Consider the following 21,789-nt stretch of genomic DNA (forward strand, 5'->3'; position numbering starts at 1 on the left):
CCCCAGCGCGTCAGCTTCCCTGACAACAGAGGCAGCCCTGGTATCAGGTAGCTGGCCAAATGCGCGATGCGCGCTGCAGCGCCAACGGTGGTGTGAGCCCGAGGCGAGATTGCGCAGGCCACCATAGCCTTTGCCACCATCTCGGGATCGTATACGGGGCCTGGCGGTGTCAGCGTATGTCCGGTGTAGTTGCCACCGTCTCGGAAGCCAGGTGTGTCCATGACTGCTGGATAGATATCGCAGACATGGATGTTGGGATATTCAGTCAGCTCGCCTCGCAATGCCTCGGTCAGTCCACGTAAGCCGAATTTGCTCGCCGAATAAGCGGCGGCGTAGGGCTGGGCCACCCAGCTGCCCAGCGACAGCGTGTTGATGAGCGTGCCGTTACCCTGAGCCTTGAAGTAGGGAAGGGCGACGTAGGCACCTCGCAGGTAACCGATCAGGTCAGTCTGGATGACCTGCTCGTGCGCCTCCAACGGCGTTTCTTCGAAATTGCCGACCGCGCCGACCCCGGCATTGTTGACCCAGATATCGATCCGTCCATGTCCAAAGTCTGCGGCCTGAACGGCAAGCGCTTGAACCTGGTCGCTGTGGGTAACGTCGGTCGTGATCGCTATGGCGTCCGTACCGCAATCGGTGCATTCATCCAGTACGTCGAACAACGCCTCTTCGTCGCGTGCGGCGAGTACCAGGCGAGCACCTTTGCACGCAAAGGCATGCGCGGCTGCTCGGCCTATGCCGCTGGATGCGCCGGTGATGACCACGACCTTGCCGCGCAGAGGCCCTTTGAGCGGAGCGCCACGGACAGGCGCTTCTCGTTGCGCACCCGAGGCGCTGGGGTCAAGGGGGGCAACGGTTTCGCTGGCCTCGATCCGCGAGAGCTCAAGAGAGGTGCCATCGATCAGGGTCAACGTCAGCCCTTCCACCGTGCCTGCCTCCCGGTTTGGAAATACGGGCTCACCTTCGGCATCCAGGCTGTCGTAGATGAAGCGCGTACCTTCGAGCCAGCCCACGGCGGTGAGAAGCTCAGGGCCGAGATAATACTTCCCGTCTTGAAAGAAGCCGGGGAACTGATGAGCGCGCTCCACGTTTTCCACGCGATAGCGTTTGCCTGATTTCATGCCTGTCGCTTGATTGATCATGTTGAAACCCCTGTAAGTGGAGCTCGGAAATGTCAGCCTTTGCTGTGCTCATCGGAAGTGGGCCCGGTGCCTCGCTTGATGCCTCGCGGGCCGGCAACGCCCCAGATACCCAGGCCAACCAGCGGTAGCGCGAGTATCAGCAGAGCCCAGGCCGCTTTGACTGCATCTGACTTGTCGCTTCTGAAGACGCTGACGATGGCCCACAGATCGATCAGTAAAAGGATTGCCGCGACGGCAATCCAGAAGTAGCTGGCGATACCGTTCATGTGCTTGACTCCTCTACACGAAGTCAGGGCCCAAGGCGCCCGCTGCCGCGCCTGGCACGAGGATGACCTTGCGACAGTTGTCCTGCTTCTGATCGAACATTTTGTAGCCCATGGCCGCTTCTTCGAGGGCCAGGCGGTGGGTGACGATCAGCTCTGGTTGCAGGCGTCCTGCCTCGATGTGTTCAAGAAGTTCAGGCAAATATTTCTGCACATGGGTCTGGCCCATCTTGAAGGTAAGGCCTTTGTCGAAGGCATCGCCGAACATGAACGCGTGGATGAAGCCGGCGTACACACCGGGGACGCTGACAACGCCACCACGACGCACTGCAGCAATGCTCTGGCGCAGCGCCTTGCCGCTGCTGCCTTCGATCTTCAGCGCCGTCATTACCGTTTCGGCAGTGCTGCCTTTGGCCTCGAATCCGACCGCATCGATCACCGCATCGACCCCGCGCATGCCTGGAGTCTGACGGATGATGCTGTCGGCTGGATCGTCGTCCTGCTCGAAGTTGATGGGTATGACGCCGTAAGCCTCGCGGGCGTAAGCCAGGCGGTAGCCGTTGTCATCGACCATGAAGATGGTCTGGGCACCGAGCATTCGCGCACAGGCGGCGCTCAGCAAGCCCACCGGCCCGGCGCCGTAGATCGCCACCGATGACCCTTGGCCTATTTCGGCATTGATGACCGCCTGCCACGCGGTCGGCAGGATGTCCGAGAGAAACAGTACCTTGTCATCGGCCAGCTCGGTGGGCACTTTGAACGGGCCGACGTTGCCCTTGGGCACCCTCACGTAATCCGCCTGGCCGCCAGGGATACCGCCATAGAGATGGCTATATCCAAACAGCGCGGCGCCTGGGGGAATCCCCTTCTTGTTGATGATCGCACCACGACCTGTGTTGGTGGTTTCACAGGCAGCAAACAGATCGTGCTGACAGAAGAAGCAACTGCCGCAAGCGATCACAAAGGGAATCACTACGCGGTCGCCGATCTGCAGATTGGTGACGGCACTGCCAGTATCTTCGACGATGCCCATGAACTCATGGCCGAAGATATCACCCGCTTCGGTTTCTGGAATTTTGCCTCGGTAGAGGTGCAGGTCAGAGCCACAAATGGCCGTGGCGGTGACCCTGAGGATGATGTCGTCTTCGTGCTCGATGATGGGATCGGGGACGTTATCGACCCTGACGTCGTGTGCTCCGTGGTAGGTGAGCGCTCTCATGAGGGTAAGCTCCTGCAGGCGTTTTTCCGTGGTAGGTATGCAGGGGAAGCCAGGACAGATGGCAAAGTTCAGCCCAACAAGTCCGGTGGTACTTAAAACTCATTCTCGACGCCACCATTTCAAGCTGAACATTCCTGATCACACCGGTATCGAACGATCTGAGCCCGTGCCACAAGAGCCAGGCCGATTAAACGAGGGGCGGGGCGATGGACGACACGATGTTGGCATTCATGGTGTTCGCTGCCTCACGACCTGAAGTGCTTGAGCAGGTACAAGCGCTTACAGAAGCGGAGGCATTGGAGGCTGGCGAAGCACTCCCGGATCTGCGTGAAACCATGGCCGTTCAGATCCTCACTGCTGAAGCCAAGGCTCAGCGCAAAACCCTGGCCACGCTCGTTGAGGTGATTTTGGGCAAGGTCGTCATCGAGCCCGATACGGCCACCAATCCCGGTGCCTCCAGCCTTGAAAAATACAACCTGAATCGCCCCGGGTTTCGTGGAGGCCGTTTCGTTTAAGTCAGGCCGCAATGGCCTGACCTGCTTGTTGCTGGTGGAAGTTTGCCTCAGCCTCCGCAGGCGGGATATAGCCGATTGAGCTCAGCAACCGCTGGTGGTTGTACCAGTGCACCCATTTCAAGGTCGCCATCTCAACAGCCTCGCGGCTCTTCCACGACTGGCGGTAGATCAGCTCGGCCTTGTACAGCCCGTTGATAGTCTCAGCCAGGGCGTTGTCATAGCTGTCGCCCTTGCTGCCAACTGAAGGTTCAATGCCGGCCTCTGCCAGTCGCTCGGTATAGCGGATCGAGACGTACTGGCTGCCACGGTCGCTGTGATGGATCAGGCCACCCGTACGATGTGGCTGGCGGGCATACAGGGCTTGCTCCAGGGCATCCAGCACGAAGTCGGTCTTCATGCTGGTACTGACTCGCCAGCCGACGATACGGCGTGCAAAGACGTCGATCACGAACGCCACATACAGCCAGCCCTGCCAGGTCGACACATACGTGAAGTCCGATACCCACAGCTGATTTGGGCGGTCGGCATGGAATTGGCGCTGCACGCGATCCAGCAGGCAGAGCGACTTGTCGCCGGCCACCGTTGTGCGCAGGATCTGGCCGCGCCTGATGCCCTGCAATCCAGCCCGACGCATCAACCGCTCTACCGTACATCTGGCCGCCTCGATACCTTCTCGCCTGAGTTGCTTCCAGACTTTCACTGCGCCATAGCACTGCATGTTGGTGTCCCACACCCGCTGGACTTCCAGGGTCAACGCGTCATCACGCTTAGCACGGCAGCAGCGTAGTGCCGGGTTGCGTTGCTGTGCCGCGTGCCTGCGGTAACCGGACGGGGCGATTTGCAAGACACGGTAAATCGACTCGACCCCGAGACGGTCACGATGCTGATCGACGAATGCCCTCAGGACTTGGTGCGGCGGTCGAGCTCCGCCTGGGCAAAATACGCACTGGCCAGGCGCAGGATCTCGTTGGCTTTGCGCAGCTCGCGATTCTCTCGCTCCAGGGCCTTGATGCGCTCACGCTCTTCACTAGTCTGACCGGGGCGCTGCCCCACATCTGTCTGCTGGCGACGAATCCAGCCATGCAGGGTTTGCGCGGCACAGCCAATCTTCGGGGCAATGGCCTCAATGGCCGCCCACTCGGAGGGGTAGTCATTCAGGTGTTCCAGAACCATGCGCACGGCACGTTCACGGACTTCAGGGGAGTAGGTCGTAGTCTTTCTCATGGCCTCATCTTCTCAAGAGTTGAGGCCTCCACGAAACCCGGGGCTATTCAGAATAGATTGTCTGCGATGATGTCATTAAGCTATGTTCGTGAAATTACTTATCAAATACGCTAGAGGATCCCTTTGAGGATATTGATCCCTTTGAGGATATTTAGTGCTTTCATTGTCTGAGCCAGTGTGAATGAATAAGCCGGTTAAATTTCTAAAATTTCTTTGGTCGCCTCCGCAGTCTGTCGAGATGCTTATCTGGATGGTTGTGCCATTACTTTTGTTCTTCCGTCAGACATATGTTTACGGGTACAGAGCTATTGATTATTCTCTTCAGGAAAATTTTGGATTAATTATTGTTTCTACGCTATTTATCCTTTTTCCAATATTCTTTAGGCAAATATTCTCAAGCTTTCCTTTGGAGTTTTTGCTGAAAGGTAAGGCTTTCCATCAGGCATCTGCCAGTCTAGAACATAATGTCCCACCAAGGGTTGGGGATGGTTTAGACGGTAGCCATGCAAAGCGTTCTCGCGTTGCAAGCGGAGCGGATCTCCTGTTTGATCAGGCTGAAAATTCCCGCAATTTGGCCAGAAGCATTTATGGGCGTGCTGGCGTATATCTACTTCTCGGTATATTGGTGGCATTTTCCGGCCTTGCTTTTTTCTATATCCAGACGCCCGTTTTAAATGAGCCGGGTCAGCTGATCGATAAGCTGCTGCTTTTGGCGCCAAAGTTCGGGATACTGTTCTTTATTGAGTTTGTTGCTTTCTTTTTCTTGAGGCAGTATCGATCGGCTATGGATGAGTTTAGGTATTACGAGTCGATCGCAAGAAGGCGGGAGGAAGTCAGCGCGCTGCTCATACTCTCAGCTGAATCCGAGCCGAAGATCAATTTGATGGAGCTTCTGAAAAGCGACTGCTATTTCTCAAAGATTTCCGCACTTGAGAAAGATCAGTCTACAGAGATCCTTGAAGCCAGAAAGCTGGAGAAGGGTGAACTTGAGCTCTTGGAAAAAGTCGTAGATACGCTTGCTAAAGTTAAGCGCTGAGGATAAATAGGCTGCCATTCCTTTTGGCGATTCCAGGTTCTCGGAAGGGCGGCGTCACCCCATCGGCATTCGTGTAGAGGCTACATGCTGATAGGTGGCGCATCCAAGTGTCTGCTTTCGTAGCATCCCTATCAGCGCAACCCCTGTGATCTTATTCAGATTGGGCGATGTCCATCCAACAACTCTTGCCCTTGGCGAACCACAGATGCAACGGTCTCAATGGTTGAATTCAGATTTTGGGCCTCTTCCGGCATTCTAAGACTAAGGTAAGTGTCCCGAATTACCGATACTCGGATAAGGATTTCCTTAAGCATATTGTTGTAGAGTCTTATCTGTAGCCAGAAAAAATTAAGATTTTTTTCTTTATATAGCTGCGAAAGCTGATATTGCATTGTTCCAAACCTTCGGAAAAGGCCAGGCTCCTTTTCAAGCTCGTCGTCGATATAGTCGCCAGGATCTTCAATTTGCCTAAGTTGATGTATGAGGAGTTTGCTGCTGTATCGATGCGGGTTGTTTATTGATTCTATTTTGTAGAATTCAAGATAACCGCTGCTCTGCATGAATTCAGATATTTGTTGGTCGTACTCTGGGTGAGCAAGCAGGAAGCTGTTGACATCATCAAGCGCTTGGATATCCCATTTTTTAGCCAGTTCCTCATTCTCACCTACTAGATGTCTGACCTTGCCTAGCCAGTCATAGGTTTGCCGCTGATGCGTCTGGTTTGGATCCTCCGTCATCGCGAAGGTAACCTCTGCTTCGCTAGCAGGCCTAACCACCCCTGGAACGGGCTCAAAGGCTTGACACAGCGAGAGTTGTCTCGGAGTGCAGAACGCGGGATTTCTCAAATTGATGAGATTGAAGTTTGCGTGTTCAAAGGACTTAGCTACCAAGCGAGAACAGAACTGTCGTTCACTTTCCTTGTGCCGCAGTAGCGATCTCGCTCTTACCGTGATTGCCTCATTGACCGAGTAAAGACTTCCAACCTTCGATTGTGCATAGTCGCATATAGCGTTTACCTCTTCTTCGGAAAGTGGCCGTTTGGCGCGTAGTACAAGAATATCAGTTGCTTTGTCAAAGATCAGGCGCTGTGGACTTTTGGAAAACACACCATCGAGAGTAGCTTCGATTGTGGTTCCTCCGATGTAAAGGGCAGCATGAGAGTATCTGCTTGCGGTGGCGGCTCGGATCCCCAGACTGGTGAGGCTCTTATCACCGGTCAGAAGGATATCGGCACGGCGGAGCAGTGAACGCTCTAGGATGAATTTATTGGAAGACATCGAAAGTCCTTCTTCTAGTTCTCAAATATGATTTTAATTGAGGGGTAGTGACGAAGGCCACGATTGGCATTTCTGCCGCCTGCGGCTCATCGGCGCCTAGTCCTGGTATGGCCGGAGACATGGTGCGATCTCACCGCCACGGGGCCATTGCGGGTGTTTCGGATGTGACCGCTTCGAACGTGTCCACTGACATGCTGAAAGATCGGCCAATCGGGCAGGAATGACAGCCCCTGTGTGTGGTGCCTGTAAACCTCAGGCATGTATTTCTTCAGGTACTCCTCCAGCGAGTCCTCTGCCACCTCGAAGTTGTAGACCCGCCAGTAGGCCTCGACCAGGTCTCGGTTTCGACGAAGGTAGTAGCGCTCGAGCCATCCTGGGTTATCCGTCTCGTATTCGTATTTTGCCAAGGCAGCAGCGTCGCTCAGCGATGCCTTGAAGCCCTCCTTCCAAGCCAGGAGCAGCATCAGGAGCACGCCTACGACGGCCATGTGATCTTTGTCGTAGATGAAGAAGTAGACGGCTGCCGGCGAAGCAAATCCGAATGCCAGCCAGCCAATAAGAGTGAAGGGAAAGAACAGGATCGGAGCAATGAGCAGGACAACCGCGGAGACGAACCAGGCTCCGAGAACGCCCGACAGCTTGAGCCAAATGTTCGGCATGAGTTCCCTCTGATCAACCAGTTCTGAGCCTGAAGGCCTAAACGAGCGTTACGAAGTGATGGCTATATGGTGGCAGGTCGATGGTAGCCTAACGGCTGACTAGCAAGGAATACGTGAACGATTTAGGGCGCTTTTTAGGTGCAGGAATGGCGGTTTGGAAGCGGGATGATAACGGGGGAGGCGACGTGTACGAGGGGGTGAAATGAGTACTTATATTCCAGAAACGAAAACCCCGGCTCGAGGCCGGGGCGGGTGTTTCGTGGTCTTTGCAAGGAGTCGTAAGCTTTCGCTCATTGGAGCTCAATGCCAACCGTTTCTCAATCCTACGAGCGGTTGACACTGATGTCAACCCCCTTTATACAGGCACCTGGCCAGTAGGAAGCCGAGCATGCCTCACACCATCCAGTATAGACCCCAGCTGATCGACCACCTCATCAGCTCTCACCGAATCGCCAGTTACAGCAAGGTATTTTCGACCAGCAATGACGCTGAGCTAGTGGGGGCCTACCTGTGGAACTCGCACGTTTGTGGGGTTCTCTACCCCCTGCTCAGCGCGGCGGAGGTCACGTTACGGAACTCGATTGACACCGCCCTGACGGCTGATCTTGGGAAATTTTGGTGGAAGGCAAAGACGCTTAAGTACAAGAGCTTTACTCCCGGAGGCCAGGTGCCCGATGCGGTCGCGAAACTGACTAAAAATTTCGGGTCAGCCTTCAACACCGCCTGGTACGAGCGCAAAAGCCGGCAGGTCAGTGGGCAGCCAGACCACCAAGAGGTCGTATCCAAAACGGAATTTTCCACGTGGGAATTCGTTCTGGACAACGAATATATGGGTAACAACCTTATCTGGCCGAAGAATCTTGGGCGGGTTTTCAAGGGCCAGTGGCCAACGAGTCAGGCGAGCGCCATGCTGGCCGGGTGCAAGGATCAGGTTGCGCTGGTACGGAAGTTCCGAAATCGAGTGTTCCACCACGAACCCGCTTGGAAGCGCTTCAACGTCAATGATGAACACCAAGCAGTGGCCCACCTGCACGAGAAAATCAGCAAAATCACTGAGCTGATCTCATGGATTTCGCCCGAAAAGATCGACCTTCTAGAGAGATCCGGGGTGATCCGAACGGCCTACCGTGCCTGCTCCGTGGCCGAAATCGAACGGTTCAAGTACCAGTCCAAGACGAGCACGGTCAACAGCATGGTCAAGCTCATCAAGGTTGCAGAGGCTGCAAGCGCTGGAAATGAGGTTATGAAAATCGCGTTATATGGAAAGCGGAAGGCGGTCTATACCCTTCAGGCTGACTGATAGGTGTTCTGCTGGCCGCCTCCGAGTCCTGCCCGCCCTCCCGGTATCAACCAGGCCAGCGGGCATCATCCTTCAGCTCTCTGTGGAGCTACGCCGACTGCTCTGGCACAGGTTTCAAGTTCAGCTGGGCTTCAAAGATCAGCAGGTCACTTTCTTCGTTCCGTCTCATCAGCCCGATTACATGGGAGCTGACCTCGATCTCACCATTCGCATTCATGCGCACATACCGAGGGTATCGATCAAGCAACAGTTCGGATAATCCGCGACTATACCCCTCGCGAATCAATTTGATTTTTGATTCATCGTCGGTACCGTACTTCACTCGCTTGTAGAAGCTAGGCTCTACGGCGCCCACTCCATTGAGGATCTCAAGGAATCTGAAGATTTTGTTGTCAAAAAAGTCGTCTTCGTCTTTGAGCCTTACGATTGCGAGATTGACTCGTTCTACGTCGTTCTTTCGTGAAATTCTTACATAGTGAGCACTATGGCTATTTTTGTACTTGGTGTCGCCCCAGCTGGACACGTATACATAGTCAGTGCCTTTCGTTTGGGGGAGATCTTCCCAGTATTTTAACGTGTGTCTGATGATTTGTTTTGTAGTGCGTTTTTTTAGTTTCCAATCCAGGAACATTGCGTAAAAGTCCAACGCTGCCTGATTTTTTAGGCGCAGCATGTCGCTATTTTTTGTTCCTGCATGAAACTTTTCGATGAAGCAAGTCTTGATGTCGGTTAAGAGCCGGTCGGCGGTATTGATTGGCCCATTCGCCTCGAGTGATAGGCTAATGGCTTCGTCCACGTCTTCTTCTGAGGCAAATACGTCGATTTCGCTGACGCTGTTGGCGATCATTAAGCGGCCAACCTCTGTCTTTACATATTTGCATTCTTCGCCAGTGACAACGCCTGGCTGAAGGTTTTCAAGCCTTGATACCGCGTCCTTGTGGCGTAGGGCGGCCTTGTCATCACTTATGTCAGCTGCTTCGAGGAGAACATTGTTGACCGTGTCTTCGTCTTCTTTCGAGACGTTTACGGAATTTTCGTAGAACGTCTTGAGGTTCGCTCTCTTGTGGGTGTATTCATCAACACCCAAAAGGTAAATGCTGGATTCAAGCTTTTGCAGCGCAGAACCCGCCTTGGGGTCAAATACCTCACTAAATCTGTTTACCCGACCAATCAAATTTTTGAACTGTGATGACGTCAGGTTTCCTATTCCTTTGGAGTAGTCAAATATAAACAGTCGCTCGATTGGTAAATTTACTCCTTCAAGCAACGTTGAGTTGCATACCAGGTATTTAATCGCCTTGGACTTATTGAACAGATTTTCAAGATAAAGACGGATGGTATCTGGGATTGAACCGTGATGGTACATCACACCCTTTCGTAGGCAAGCGATGAGCCGATAGCGCTTGTCGAACGTTTCCTCGAGTTCGTCGCAAGCTGTTTGAACCAGTGGGCATTCAATGTTTGGCAAGCTCTCGGCTAGTTCGAGCGCAAATTGCTCGATCCGTTTTTTCGTGTTTCCGTAGATAATGTTCTTGGCAAGGGATTCATTTTTAATAAGGTCAAAGCAGTTCTTGTGCTTGCGATCTAAGTCAATCCAGTGGTTAAGGAAATGATCATAGAGCTTAAGCTTTCCATCATCCTTTCCGGTTCTGAAGTCCCTAACAAGGAAACGCTCGGATTTTATATACTCATCAATCCTGAATCCCTTCGGTGTCATGTCCAAGTAGCGAACACGAACATTAAGCTCATTGCAAAGGAATGGAGTTAGAAACTTGAAGGAAGTGTCGGGGTTGCGAGCTCCCAAAATACATAGCATCGTGGCCAATAGTTCGTTGCGGCTATCGCCCTGGAGGAGGTTGTGCGCCTCGTCCACGAACACCATGTCGAATTTTAAATAACTATGCTCGTTAAGCATGCGATTCAGTCGTTCTTGAGTCAGTACAAAAACGCGGCAGTTTCGCTCAGGAGAATACATCTCGGGGTGCGTGATGACTTTGCCCATGTCGTTGATGTCAGCATAAATCAACCGCTTTTTTGTCTGAGCCAGTAAGGCTTTTGAGGGTACAAGAATGAGTACACGTTTTTCAGGGTTGTCTCTAACGGACTTAATGATCAGATCTGATTTGCCGTAAGAGGTCGGAGCTACTACAACTGATGAATTTTCATACTCAGCTTGTACGAAAGTTCTCAAGGTGTCCTGCTGCTCTGTAAGCACCATCTCTTGATCGCGGAAGGTATCTACGTAGCTACTTACGATGTTCTGGATAAAAGAGTTGCTCAGCCGTTCATCTTGCTCAAACGACTTTCCGATAACGGCAGAAACTGGGAGAAGCCCGCTGTTCACGGCTACGTCGTAAAGAGGCTCGTATCGGCCAGTAAGGTTTCCATAAAGCAGGGTGATTCGATAACCTAGGCGCTTAATTTCTGCCGCGCTGTGATTAAGTAGTAATACAGCGATAGCGAGAAGTTTTACAGTTTCCCCATCGGACATTTCATGACCGCGCAGAAGGTTCATGTAAATGTCTTTGAAACGGGTTTTTGCTAACTCCTTGATGGTGAGCTCTTGCATTTAGCATCCTGCCTCTGTGCGAAGGAAGTCTTCTAGCTTCTGAAGCGTTCCTTTCTGAAGCGATAGCACTAGAACGGTTTTGAATATCGGGTTGGCTATCAGCTTGTTTGTGAAATGTTCGACTGTCTTCTCTTCTACTTTTCGCGTCGCATCGTTGAATAGCGCAGATACCAGAACGACATTGTTGTCTGAGGCAACAGCAGTGTTCAGGTAGGCGTTGTCACCCTCTAGACCTAGAATCTCAAGAACTGATTCTTTGTAGCCTTTACTTTCATTGATTGATTTCTGGGCGGCATTGATCGCGTTGTGCCAATGGTTCGTCTCGGCCTCGGCAAGTCGGCCCTTTAAGTCATCTCGAGCCTTGGCCAGCAATGCGCTAGTAGCTGCGCAAGAGGTTCTTGTGCCTGCTCCGCCCGACTTTACCTCGGTGATCCACACTTCATTCGAAGCGGATTCGTACAGGACGAGGTCAAAGCCTTTCCTGATGTGTTTTTCTTCCATGTTGAAGAACGGGGAAATGACATCGAAGCTATCGAGCTTTTTAAGAATGATCACGTGTGCCAGGAGTTCTCCAAGCATACCAATTCGCGTCTTATCTTCTTTAGTCGAATAGCGATCCCAGAATGATTTGAGGGTGGCTGCATACTTGAACATGATTGAGCTGCGGCTGGCGAGATCGGCGCCATGGCAGATACGCGTTAGGTTGTCTCGTATCGTGGTCTTTAGCTCATCAGAAAAGTTTTCAACACAGCACACTGCGTACTGACCGGTTTGCTTGAAAATTACGCCATCCATAACACGATCTTTCCAAAGGGGCCGCAGCCTTTGCTTTCCCCATCGCCGTAGGCGACAGGACTCGAGGATCTGGCAGAAGAATCAGCTCCCCGGTGAGCGTCTGCGCTCGCGATCAGAGAGGCAATTCACGGCAATCAATGCCATGGAGGCACTGTGCCATTTAGTAGGAAGTATAGCGAGAGGTGTCTTTCACACCCCGAGATTTTCCCGCTCCCAAACTTAGCGTGGATTACCGTTTTAGGGTGAGGGGCGCGGGGTGTCAATCGTTGTGGAGCTGGATGCAGTCTGCGCACATTTTGGCTGTCAATATGTCCTCAAAATACCTGCAGAAGCGTCAATCCAGGGCGAATCCATTGACAGTCAATCACCGTCAATGGGTATGCGGGAGAAACCCAGGTTTTCTGCTGGTTTGAGCGTGTCAATCTATGCATCGCAGTTGCGATGGTGGTAATTACTGGCCGGACGACCCGCTGGTGGCCGAGGCTACAGCACGGGCCAAGCCCAGGGGGACGTGACCGTAGCCGGGCCGGTGGTCAGTCGGCTTCACCTTCCAGCAGCATGAACAGGCGGTACAGCACCACAGTGCTGAACAGCTGCAGGAAGCCGCTGAGGCTGTCCATGGCCAGCTCCATGCCGGGCGATGGCTCGGGGAACGCCATCAGCAGCAGCCCGTCGATCAGCCAGATCGGTGCCAGCACTGCCAGCACGCAGATCATGATGCGCATGAAGTGCCCGGTAGTCATGCGGGCGCTTTCGCGCATCGACTGCACCACCGGCAGGCCGCGCAGCACCAGCAGGTACTCGGCGAACACCAGGTTGATCATGATCCACACGCCCGGGAAGATGAACAGCGCAAGGCCGGCCATGATCAGCAGCGAGCTGATCAGGATCAGCAGGGCCAGTTGTGGCCATAGTTGCAAGGCGCGGGCGAACAGGTCGCGCTTGCCGATGTCCTGGCCGTTGCTGCGGGTGTGCAGGTAAAGAATCAGTGCCGCACTGTACAGCGGGTAGAACAGCAGGCTGACCAGCATGCCGTAGGCCGGCGATGCCTGGTCGCCCATCTGCCGGTACAGCAGCTGGGTGAGCAAGGCTTCCAGCACCACAAACGGCAGGCACAGCTGGAGAATGTTCGGCAGGTGGCGGCGGAAGAAGTACAGGGAGTCGCGCAGAACGCTCAGCGGATTCATCAGTCAACATCGCATGGCAGTAAAAACAGGGGCATAACTTTAGCCCAAAGCAGGCGGGGGGCTGTCACTTGCTGAAAAAAGTTTCACGGCGCCGGTGATTGAATCCTGTGCCGCTACACCCCATCTTTGACGCTGTCCGTTGTCACGCTACCCCACGAGGTCGCCCCATGAACACTGAAGAACAAACCCTGATCGACGGCCTGTTCGGCCGCATCAAGCAAGCCGAAGACCCGAACCAGCCGCGTGACGCGCAGGCCCAGGCGTGCATCGAGCAACACCTGCGTCAGCAGCCGGCGGCGCCTTACTACATGGCACAGGCAATTCTGGTGCAGGAGGCGGCAATCAAACGCCTCGACGAGCAGAACAAGCAACTGGAGGCCGAGCTGAAGCAGGCCCGCGCCCAAGCCGAGGCCGCACAAGCCGGTAACAGCGCACCAGGCAACGGCGGCGGTGGCTTCTTGTCCAGCATCTTTGGCTCGGGCGGGCGCAGTGCGGCCCCGGCTGTGCAGCCTCAGCGCCCTTCGGCGCCGCCTGCAGCATCCGGCGGTGGCTGGCGCGAGCCGTCGGCCCCAGGTTTCTCCCAGCCTCAGCCTCAGCCTCAACCTCAGCCGCAGCAGCCTGGCTTTGGCGCTGCGCCGGCGCGCAGCGGTGCCAGCAGCTTCCTCGGTGGGGCCATGCAGACCGCAGCCGGTGTGGCCGGTGGTGTGTTGCTGGCGCAGGGCATCAGCAGCCTGTTCAACCATAACTCGCAGCCGGAAGAGGTGGTCGAGGTGATCAAGGAAGAGCCAGCACCGGCCAGTGACAGCGGCGGCTGGAACGACCAGGGCGGGCAGCAGCAGGTGGCTGACAACGGTGGTTGGGGCAGCGACCAGGGCGGTTATGCCGACACCGATTACGGCAGTGACGATGGCGAGTTCTTCTCGGACGACGACTCGTACGTCTGACAGGTCTGGCATACTGCTGGCAATTCTGGGGGCGCTGGGCGCCCCTTCGCGGGCACGCCCGCTCTCACAGTGACATGTACGACACCTGTGGGAGCGGGCGTGCCCGCGAAGGGCTGCGCAGCAGCCCCCGGTATCCCAGGCCAGACATGAGGTTCCCAGGTGAAAAAGATCGCGCTGTTCGCCGATGTGCAGAACCTCTACTACACCGTGCGCCAGGCGCACGGCTGCCATTTCAACTACACCGCGTTGTGGGCTGACGTCAGCCGTGAAGGCCAGATTGTCGAAGCGGTGGCGTATGCCATCGACCGTGGCGACAGCAAGCAACAGCAGTTCCAGCAGATTTTGCGCAACCTTGGTTTCGATGTCCGCCTCAAACCCTTCATCCAGCGCAGCGATGGTTCGGCCAAAGGGGACTGGGATGTGGGTATTACCCTGGATGTGATCGACGCGGCCAGCCGGGTCGACCAGGTGGTGCTGGCCTCTGGCGATGGTGACTTCGACCTGTTGCTGGAACGGGTGATCCAGCGCCACGGTACAGAGGCCGTGGTGTATGGCGTGCCTGGGCTTACCGCCTTGTCGTTGATCCGTGCGGCCACCCGCTATGTGCCCATCGAGGGTAAGCTATTGCTCAAACATTGAGGCCCTTTGATGGAACGTATTGCTGTAATCGACTTTGAAACTACCGGCATCAGCCCTGGCGCCGGCTGCCGCGCTACCGAAGTGGCGGTGGTGATGCTGGAGGGCGGGCGCATTGTCGAGCGCTACCAGAGCCTGATGAACGCCGGTGTGCCGGTGCCAGCCTTCGTCGCCGGGCTGACTGGCATTACCACCGCCATGCTGCGCAGCGCGCCGCCGGTGGACAAGGTAATGAACGAAGTCGCCGAGTTCGTCGGGGTCACCCCGTTGCTGGCGCACAACGCTGCCTTCGACCAGAAGTTCTGGGACTACGAGCTGAGCCGCATTGGCCGTAGCCGTAGCCAGTCTTTCGCCTGCTCTCTGCTGCTGTCCCGGCGCCTGCTGCCGATGGCACCGAACCACAAGCTGGGCACTTTGACCCGCTGGGCCGGCCTTCCGGATACCGGTACCGCGCACAGGGCCATGGCCGATGCCGAGATGGCCGCCAACCTGCTGCAACATTTGGTAGGCGAATTGCGCCAGGCCCATGGTGTACAGCAACTCTCGCACGACCTGCTTTGCCGTTTGCAGAAGACCCCGGCTGCGAAAATGCGCGAAGCGCTGGCCAAATACCGTTAGGCAACACTGCCCCTAAACCGGACGCACCACAATTGTGCCGCTCATTTGCACCCGTTCTGTAACGTACCTTGACCCAGGCAGGCCGTTAGACTGAATGACCCGTAAACGGATTTCGAGTTTTCCCATGCCTGCCTCCCGTCGCTTCCCGTTGTTGCTCATCGGTGCTTTCCTGGCCTTGTACCTGGTCTGGGGCTCTACCTACCTGTTCATTCGCATTGGTGTGGAGAGCTGGCCGCCGATGCTCATGGCCGGGGTGCGCTTCCTGATTGCGGGTGGTCTGCTGTACGGTTTTCTGCGCTGGCGTGGTGCGCCGGCGCCGACCTGGGCGCAGTGGCGGGCGGCAGGGGCAATCGGTTTTCTGCTGCTTAGCTGTGGCAACGGCGGCGTGACCGTGGCCGAGCATGCAGGGGTGGCATCGGGCGTGGCGGCGCTGGCAGTGGCCACAGTTCCCTTGTTCACCTTGCTGTTCGGCCTGTTGTTCGGGCACCGCAACTCGAGATTGGAGTGGGCTGGGATCGCCCTGGGGCTGGTAGGTATCGGCCTGCTGAACCTGGGCTCCAACCTGCAGGCAAGCCCGATGGGTGCGGCGCTGATTGTTTTCGCGGCGGCGTCGTGGGCGTTCGGTTCGGTGTGGAGCAAGACCTTGCCGTTGCCCCAAGGGCCGATGGCCAGCGCTGCAGAAATGCTGGTGGGTGGCGCGGCGCTGTTGCTGGGCAGCGTGCTGTCTGGCGAGCGTATGACGCAGATGCCGACTGCGGCCGGCTGGGGGGCGTTGGCCTACCTGGTGTTCTTCGGCTCGATCCTGGCGTTCAGTGCCTACATGTACCTGCTCAAGCACGTACGCCCGGCGGCGGCCACCAGCTATGCCTACGTTAACCCGGCGGTTGCCGTGCTGCTGGGCATTGTCTTTGCCGGCGAACAGATTGGCGCCGAGGAGTGCGTGGCCATGGCGGTGATTATCGGTGCGGTGGTGCTGATCGGCCTGCCACAGTGGCGCAAGGCACCTGCGCCTGCGCAGCCGTTGGAAGGCGAAATCTGCAAGTAGGCCGGGGTGATGCGGTAAACTTGCCGCCTTCGCTGAACCCCCTGACGGTATTGCCATGAATTTCGCCAAACTCGGCCTGATCGAACCCCTGCTGCGCACGCTGCAGCAGCTGGACTACACCACCCCGACCCCGGTGCAGGCCAAGGCCATCCCCGCCGTGCTGGCCGGCCGCGACCTGATGGCCGCGGCCCAGACCGGCACCGGCAAGACCGCAGGCTTTGCCCTGCCCGTGCTGCAGCGCCTGGCACTGGAGGGCGAGAAGGTGGCCAGCAACTCGATCCGCGCGCTGGTGCTGGTGCCTACCCGTGAGCTGGCCGAGCAGGTGCACAACAACGTGCGCGAGTATGCCGAGAACCTGCCCCTGAGCACTTACGCGGTGTACGGCGGCGTCAGCATCAACCCCCAGATGATGCGCCTGCGCCGTGGCGTCGACCTGTTGGTGGCCACCCCGGGCCGCTTGCTCGACCTGTTCCGGCAGAATGCGGTGAAGTTCAACCAGGTGCAGACGCTGGTGCTGGACGAAGCTGACCGCATGCTCGACCTGGGCTTTGCCGAAGAACTGCAATCGGTGTACGCCGCGCTGCCGCGCAAGCGCCAGACGCTGTTGTTTTCTGCCACGTTCTCTGACCAGATTCGCGTACTGGCGGGGCTGGCGTTGAATGACCCGCTCAGTATCGAAGTGAGCCCGCGCAACGCCACTGCAACCAGCGTCAAACAGTGGCTGGTGCCTGTGGACAAAAAGCGCAAGGAAGACCTGTTCTGTCACCTGCTGCGCAAACAGCGCTGGAGCCAGGTGCTGGTGTTTGCCAAGACCCGTAACGGTGTCGACCAGTTGGTGTCGCGCTTGCTGGCCGAAGGCGTAAACGCCGACGGCATCCACGGTGACCGCCCGCAGGCCACCCGCCAGCGGGCGCTGGACAGCTTCAAGGCCCGCGAGATTCAGGTACTGGTGGCGACCGACGTGGCGGCCCGTGGCCTGGATATCGACGACCTGCCGCTGGTGGTCAACCTCGACCTGCCGATCGTCGCCGAGGATTACGTGCACCGCATCGGGCGTACCGGGCGGGCGGGTAACAAGGGCGAGGCGATTTCGCTGGTGTGCGCGGATGAAGTGCAGTTGCTGGGGGCTATCGAAGTGCTGACCCGGCAGACCCTGCCACGCCATGAAGAACCGGATTTCATCCCTGATCACCGGGTGCCGATGACCGACGCCAGTGGCCAGGTGATCAAGAAGCCGAAGAAACCCAAAAAGCCGAAAGAGAACAGCGCCAAGCGCGGGCTGGGGCGTTGGATGGACAGTGGGGAGCCGGAGCCGGCAGTGAAGGCGGTGCGCAAGGTGCCGAGCTTCAATGGTGGGCCGCGTAAGCGTAAGCCTTGAGATTGATGGGGCCGCTTTGCGGCCCCAAAATTTGTCAGGAAACCCGCGTAACCCACTCCGCCGCCGCCCGCCCGGCACGCAACCCGCTGGCAAAGCAAGCCGTCAGCAGGTACCCCCCGGTCGGCGCCTCCCAGTCCAGCATCTCGCCGGCACAGAACACCCCCGGCATGCTTTTGACCATCAACCCCTCATCCAGCCCCTCGAAGCGTACCCCGCCGGCACTGCTGATTGCTTCATCCAGTGGTCGCGTACGCACCAATGTGATCGGCAAGGCCTTGATCGCCTGGGCCAGCGCCAATGGGTCGGCAAAGGTCGCCTGATCGGTCAGCTCGCGCAGCAGCGCCGCCTTGACGCCATCAATGCCCAGCTGGCTGTGCAGATGCTTGGCCATGGAGCGCGAACCGCGTGGCTTGGCCAGTGCCTGGGCAATGTTGTCCACAGGCTTGTCTGGCAGCAGGTCGAGCAGCAGTACCCCTCGGCCTTCGCGGTTGATGGCTTCGCGCACCGGTGCCGACCAGGCATACACCAGGCTGCCTTCAACACCCTGCGCGGTGAGGATGAACTCGCCTTTGCGCGGCGCGCTGCCGGGGACGCTGAGGGCAATGTTCTTCAGCGGTGCGCCCGCGAATTTCTCCTTCAACAATGCGCTCCAGCCATCCACCTCAAACCCGCAGTTGCTGGGCTGCAAAGGCGAGATATCCACAGCCCGTTCGGCCAGTAATGGCTGCCAGGCGCCATCCGAACCCAATCGCGCCCAACTGCCGCCACCCAGCGCCAGTACCACGACTGCAGCCTGCACCGCGCGCTCGCCCTGTGGATAAGCGATCCGCAAGGCACCGTCGGCATTCCAGCCCAACCAACGGTGGCGGGTGTGGATAACTACCCCGCAGTCGCGCAGCCGCTTGAGCCAGGCGCGCAGCAGGGGGGCGGCTTTCATGTCGGTGGGGAACACCCGCCCCGAGGTGCCGACGAAGGTTTCGATGCCCAGGCTGTGAATCCACTGGCGCAAGGCTTCGGCGTCGAAGCCGCGCAGCAGCGCCTCGACTTCGCCCTGGCGCCCGGCATAGCGTGAAACGAACGCCGGGTACGGCTCGGAGTGGGTGATGTTCATCCCGCCAACACCCGCCAGCAGGAACTTGCGCCCCACCGAAGGCATGGCGTCGAACACCTCGACCGCCAGGCCTGCCTGGGCCAGTGCTTCGGCAGCCATCAGGCCGGCGGGGCCACCACCAATAACGACGGCGAGAGGAGGGGAGGCGGGGTTCAGATCGGACATGGTGGGCAGCAGGCTGTGGAAAAGATGCGCATTCTAGCGCAGCGCTGCCCATGGAAGCACTGGTCAAAAAATGATCATAGTTCTGCAGGCCTTGCGTACAAAGGGCTACAGCGCCTTTCCCGCAGGTTATCCACAAGCGGTTCCACAGTCACTGTGAACAACCGATGACGCGTGCCGCGCTGTGGTGAAGGATGCCATGGCGCCTGGCCAACGCTTCGCGGTCCTTGCTGTAGCCGCCGCCGATCACGCCAACCACCGGGATGTCACGGCCCAGACAATGGCGCAGCACCGCTTCGTCACGGGCGGCCAGGCCGGCGTCAGTCAGTTGCAGGTAGCCCAGGGCGTCGTCCTTGTGCACATCGACGCCGGCGTCATACAGCACCAGGTCGGGTTGATAGAGCGGCAGCAGGTAGTTAAGGGTGTCGTCCACCACCTTCAGGTAGGCCGCATCGCCCATGCCACGGGGCAGGGGAATGTCCCAGTCGCTCTGCGCCTTGCGGGCCGGGAAGTTCTGTTCGCAATGCAACGACACGGTGATGGCCTCGGGGGTGTCGTGCAGGATGCGCGCGGTGCCGTCACCCTGGTGCACATCGCAATCGAAGATCAGTACCCGGTGTACCCGGCCAGCCTCCAGCAGGTAGCGGCTGATCACGGCCAGGTCGTTGAAGATGCAGAAGCCGGCGGGGTGGTCGTAATGGGCATGGTGGGTGCCACCGGCGAGGTGGCAGGCGATGCCATGTTGCAGCGCCATCTCGGCGGTCAGCAGCGAGCCACCCACAGCCCGCACCGTGCGCCGGGCCAGGGCTTCGCTCCAGGGCAGGCCGAGGCGACGCTGGTCCTCGCGGGACAGGTCGCCGTTCATGTAACGCTCGATATAGCCACGGTCGTGGGCCAGGGCGAGGATGTCGTTGGGGCAGATGTCCGGGCGCAGCAATGCCTGGTCGGTGGTCAGCCCGCTGTCCACCAGGTGGTCATGCAGCAGGCGGAACTTGTCCATCGGGAAGCGGTGTTCGGCGGGGAACTCCGGGCTGTAGTCTTCGTGGTAGATCAGCGGCAACGGCATGGGTGGGGTCGCAATCAGGGCCAGTGCTGATCTTGCCATGACGGGTGACTGCAATGGGAGTACCTGTTTTTTTCGCCGGTACTGGCCCTTTTGTGGGAGCGGCCTTGTGTCGCGATTGGGCCGCTCCCACAGGGATCGCGTTTACGTTTGAGGGCTATTTTCCTGTGCTGGCCAATACGCGTTGCCAGTCGGGTTCGTTCAGTCGCCCGAGGATGCGTGCCTTGCCATTGCCATCCACCGACACGAACAGGGCACTGGCATAGCCACTCTCGCGCTCGCCACCCGCAACGTTCTGCTGGCGGGCGAAATGGTCGATGCAGCCATTGTGGGTCACCAGCACCAGGTTGTGGCCGGGGCGCTTGCGTGAGAGTGCTTCACTGGCGAACTGGTTGTCACAGCCTTCCAGCCAGTTCTCGCTGGCCACCGCCTGGCCGAGGATGAAATGCGCGGTTTGCCGGGTGCGCAGTTTCGGGCTGCTAAGCATATCGGCGTTGTCAAGGCCCAGTTGGTGCAACCCTTGGCCAACGCGTCCGGCGGCCTGGCTGCCGGCCACAGTGATGCCGGTGGGGTCGCCCAGGCAGGGGCCGGGGGCGCTGTCGCAGCGTTCGGCGTGGCGGATCATCACGATCACTGCGCCGTCGGCCCAGTCCTGCAGCAGGCCGCTGTCACTCAGTTGTTGCTCGTTACCAAGGTCCACGATATGCGTCCTCGTCGCCAGCCAGGTGGTCACCGCCGCCACGACCATGCAAAGCCCAAGGGCGGCACCGAGGGCTTTGCGTGACAGGCGCCGCTTGCGCCGGGCGTGAATGGCAGGGTGTCCCAGGGTGTTGCTCGATAGCATGTGTTGCTCCGTTGGCGGTGCCGCGGTTGGCGCGGAGGTGGATGGCAGCATCCTGCCAAGTGGCCTGTCGGGGACCGGTGAAGGGCGTGTGAAAATTGCATTTGGCTGCTGCCGGCTGGGTGAACCCCGCGCCCGCGCCTACGCTGTAAACTGCAAGGCGGTAAACCGGAGCAGGCACGATGACCCCCATTCTTGAACTGGAAAGCGCACGGCTGGTGCTGCGTCAATGGCATGACGATGACTTGCGCGAGTTCGCCGCGCTGTGCGCCGACCCACAGGTGATGCGCTATTTTCCGGCGCCGCTGACGCGTGTTGAGGCGGCAGCGTTGATCGGCCGGGTACGCGGGCATTTCAATGAGCACGGCTTTGGCCTGTGGGCCTTGGAGCGCAAGGACAGTGGCGCATTCATCGGCATGACCGGGTTGCTCAATGTCAACTTCGACGCGCCTTTTGCCCCGGCGGTGGAGATCGGCTGGCGCCTGGCACGCCGCCACTGGGGCCTGGGCTTTGCCAGCGAGGCGGCGTGGACCTGCCTGCGTTGTGCTTTCGCCCAATTGCGCCTGGAAGAGGTGGTGTCGTTCACTAGCGAGAGCAACTTGCCGTCGCAGAAGGTGATGCAGGCCATCGGCATGCAGCAGGACCTGAACGGCAGCTTCGAACACCCCCGCCTGCCCGTGGGGCACCCGTTGCGCCCGCATGTGCTGTACCGCATCGACCGCGCGCTTTGGGAGCGCACCCTGCGCGCCTGAATGCACGGCCATGCCCGGTAAGAATGACAAACCCTGTATCATTTGCCTTCATA

General features: G+C 57.8%; 21 protein-coding genes and 1 other annotated feature. Of the genes, 9 read left to right on the forward strand and 12 right to left on the reverse strand.

Annotation, left to right across the window (positions count from 1 at the left end):
• The 3 genes from AC07XM_RS14025 to AC07XM_RS14035 all read right to left on the reverse strand — a co-directional run.
• The coding region (locus AC07XM_RS14025; RefSeq protein ID WP_495044875.1) for an SDR family oxidoreductase at window positions 1-1,142 on the reverse strand (1,142 nt) is incomplete at its 3' end.
• Between the two features lie 32 nt (window positions 1,143-1,174).
• Window positions 1,175-1,408 carry a PLDc N-terminal domain-containing protein gene (locus AC07XM_RS14030; protein ID WP_028697811.1) on the reverse strand — a complete coding sequence of 78 codons (234 nt, stop codon included), beginning with the start codon at window positions 1,406-1,408 and terminating at the stop codon, window positions 1,175-1,177.
• Window positions 1,409-1,421: 13 nt separating this feature from the next.
• Entirely contained in the window at window positions 1,422-2,624 is a 1,203-nt protein-coding gene (locus AC07XM_RS14035) for a zinc-dependent alcohol dehydrogenase (RefSeq protein ID WP_028697810.1), read from the reverse strand.
• Between the two features lie 206 nt (window positions 2,625-2,830).
• On the opposite strand from AC07XM_RS14035, the gene AC07XM_RS14040 reads away from it, so the two are divergent.
• Entirely contained in the window at window positions 2,831-3,139 is a 309-nt protein-coding gene (locus AC07XM_RS14040; RefSeq protein ID WP_028699939.1) for a hypothetical protein, read from the forward strand.
• Window position 3,140: 1 nt separating this feature from the next.
• Here the strand turns inward: AC07XM_RS14040 and AC07XM_RS14045 are convergent.
• Window positions 3,141-4,363 (reverse strand): IS3 family transposase gene (locus AC07XM_RS14045; RefSeq protein ID WP_102689287.1). Its coding sequence is split into 2 segments (ribosomal slippage): window positions 3,141-4,078 and window positions 4,078-4,363, totalling 1,224 coding nucleotides; the frame shifts between segments, so codons are not numbered across the junction.
• Window positions 3,969-4,085, reverse strand: a sequence feature (AL1L pseudoknot). It overlaps the preceding gene by 117 nt.
• A gap of 181 nt (window positions 4,364-4,544) precedes the next feature.
• Here AC07XM_RS14045 and AC07XM_RS14050 point away from each other — a divergent pair.
• The gene (locus tag AC07XM_RS14050) at window positions 4,545-5,399 is read left to right on the forward strand and encodes a hypothetical protein (RefSeq protein ID WP_049275214.1); all 855 of its coding nucleotides are present in this window, start codon (window positions 4,545-4,547) and stop codon (window positions 5,397-5,399) included.
• Between the two features lie 155 nt (window positions 5,400-5,554).
• On the opposite strand, the gene AC07XM_RS14055 is transcribed toward AC07XM_RS14050, so the two are convergent.
• Together AC07XM_RS14055 and AC07XM_RS14060 are read right to left on the reverse strand one after the other, a co-directional pair.
• A complete protein-coding gene (locus AC07XM_RS14055) occupies window positions 5,555-6,676 on the reverse strand; it encodes a YiiX/YebB-like N1pC/P60 family cysteine hydrolase (RefSeq protein WP_028699936.1) in 1,122 nt (373 codons plus the stop codon).
• An 86-nt stretch (window positions 6,677-6,762) separates the two neighbouring features.
• Window positions 6,763-7,335 (reverse strand): hypothetical protein, encoded by a 573-nt coding sequence (locus tag AC07XM_RS14060; RefSeq protein WP_028699935.1) that lies wholly within the window; start codon window positions 7,333-7,335, stop codon window positions 6,763-6,765.
• Between the two features lie 388 nt (window positions 7,336-7,723).
• On the opposite strand from AC07XM_RS14060, the gene AC07XM_RS14065 reads away from it, so the two are divergent.
• Complete coding sequence (locus AC07XM_RS14065) at window positions 7,724-8,635, forward strand: CAAX protease (RefSeq protein WP_049275213.1); 912 nt, start codon at window positions 7,724-7,726, stop codon at window positions 8,633-8,635.
• Between the two features lie 88 nt (window positions 8,636-8,723).
• Here AC07XM_RS14065 and AC07XM_RS14070 read toward each other — a convergent pair whose 3' ends face one another.
• The 3 genes from AC07XM_RS14070 to AC07XM_RS14080 form a co-directional block, all read right to left on the reverse strand.
• On the reverse strand, window positions 8,724-11,204 hold the full coding sequence (locus tag AC07XM_RS14070; protein WP_102689286.1) for a DEAD/DEAH box helicase: 2,481 nt from the start codon (window positions 11,202-11,204) through the stop codon (window positions 8,724-8,726).
• Window positions 11,205-11,999, reverse strand: a complete 795-nt coding sequence (locus AC07XM_RS14075; RefSeq protein WP_049275212.1) for a Hachiman antiphage defense system protein HamA — start codon at window positions 11,997-11,999, stop codon at window positions 11,205-11,207.
• 533 nt (window positions 12,000-12,532) lie between these two features.
• Window positions 12,533-13,186, reverse strand: coding sequence for a YciC family protein (locus AC07XM_RS14080; RefSeq protein ID WP_016489326.1), 654 nt, complete (start codon window positions 13,184-13,186; stop codon window positions 12,533-12,535).
• 167 nt (window positions 13,187-13,353) lie between these two features.
• Here AC07XM_RS14080 and AC07XM_RS14085 point away from each other — a divergent pair, with 167 nt between their 5' ends.
• The 5 genes from AC07XM_RS14085 (at window position 13,354) to rhlE1 (ending at window position 17,807) form a co-directional block, all read left to right on the forward strand.
• Window positions 13,354-14,130: a DUF2076 domain-containing protein gene (locus AC07XM_RS14085; RefSeq protein ID WP_102689285.1), complete on the forward strand. Its 777-nt coding sequence runs from the start codon at window positions 13,354-13,356 to the stop codon at window positions 14,128-14,130.
• Window positions 14,131-14,289: 159 nt separating this feature from the next.
• Complete coding sequence (locus AC07XM_RS14090; RefSeq protein ID WP_016489324.1) at window positions 14,290-14,769, forward strand: LabA-like NYN domain-containing protein; 480 nt, start codon at window positions 14,290-14,292, stop codon at window positions 14,767-14,769.
• Window positions 14,770-14,778: 9 nt separating this feature from the next.
• A complete protein-coding gene (locus tag AC07XM_RS14095) occupies window positions 14,779-15,384 on the forward strand; it encodes a 3'-5' exonuclease (RefSeq protein WP_016489323.1) in 606 nt (201 codons plus the stop codon).
• 124 nt (window positions 15,385-15,508) lie between these two features.
• Complete coding sequence (yedA, locus tag AC07XM_RS14100; protein ID WP_023048887.1) at window positions 15,509-16,429, forward strand: drug/metabolite exporter YedA; 921 nt, start codon at window positions 15,509-15,511, stop codon at window positions 16,427-16,429.
• Window positions 16,430-16,484: 55 nt separating this feature from the next.
• A complete protein-coding gene (gene rhlE1, locus AC07XM_RS14105) occupies window positions 16,485-17,807 on the forward strand; it encodes an RNA helicase RhlE1 (protein ID WP_060518539.1) in 1,323 nt (440 codons plus the stop codon).
• 34 nt (window positions 17,808-17,841) lie between these two features.
• Here the strand turns inward: rhlE1 and AC07XM_RS14110 are convergent, their stop codons facing one another.
• The 3 genes from AC07XM_RS14110 to pmrG all read right to left on the reverse strand — a co-directional run bounded on the left by AC07XM_RS14110 (window position 17,842) and on the right by pmrG (window position 20,987).
• On the reverse strand, window positions 17,842-19,083 hold the full coding sequence (locus AC07XM_RS14110; RefSeq protein ID WP_023048885.1) for a TIGR03862 family flavoprotein: 1,242 nt from the start codon (window positions 19,081-19,083) through the stop codon (window positions 17,842-17,844).
• A 148-nt stretch (window positions 19,084-19,231) separates the two neighbouring features.
• Complete coding sequence (locus tag AC07XM_RS14115; RefSeq protein ID WP_016489319.1) at window positions 19,232-20,146, reverse strand: histone deacetylase family protein; 915 nt, start codon at window positions 20,144-20,146, stop codon at window positions 19,232-19,234.
• A gap of 154 nt (window positions 20,147-20,300) precedes the next feature.
• Window positions 20,301-20,987, reverse strand: coding sequence for a lipopolysaccharide core heptose(II)-phosphate phosphatase PmrG (gene pmrG, locus AC07XM_RS14120; RefSeq protein WP_016489318.1), 687 nt, complete (start codon window positions 20,985-20,987; stop codon window positions 20,301-20,303).
• A 179-nt stretch (window positions 20,988-21,166) separates the two neighbouring features.
• Between pmrG and AC07XM_RS14125 the strand changes: the two genes are divergently transcribed.
• Window positions 21,167-21,736, forward strand: a complete 570-nt coding sequence (locus tag AC07XM_RS14125; RefSeq protein ID WP_102689284.1) for a GNAT family N-acetyltransferase — start codon at window positions 21,167-21,169, stop codon at window positions 21,734-21,736.
• The last annotated feature ends 53 nt before the right edge of the window (window positions 21,737-21,789 follow it).

The organism is Pseudomonas sp. GW460-LB5, assembly GCF_059423245.1.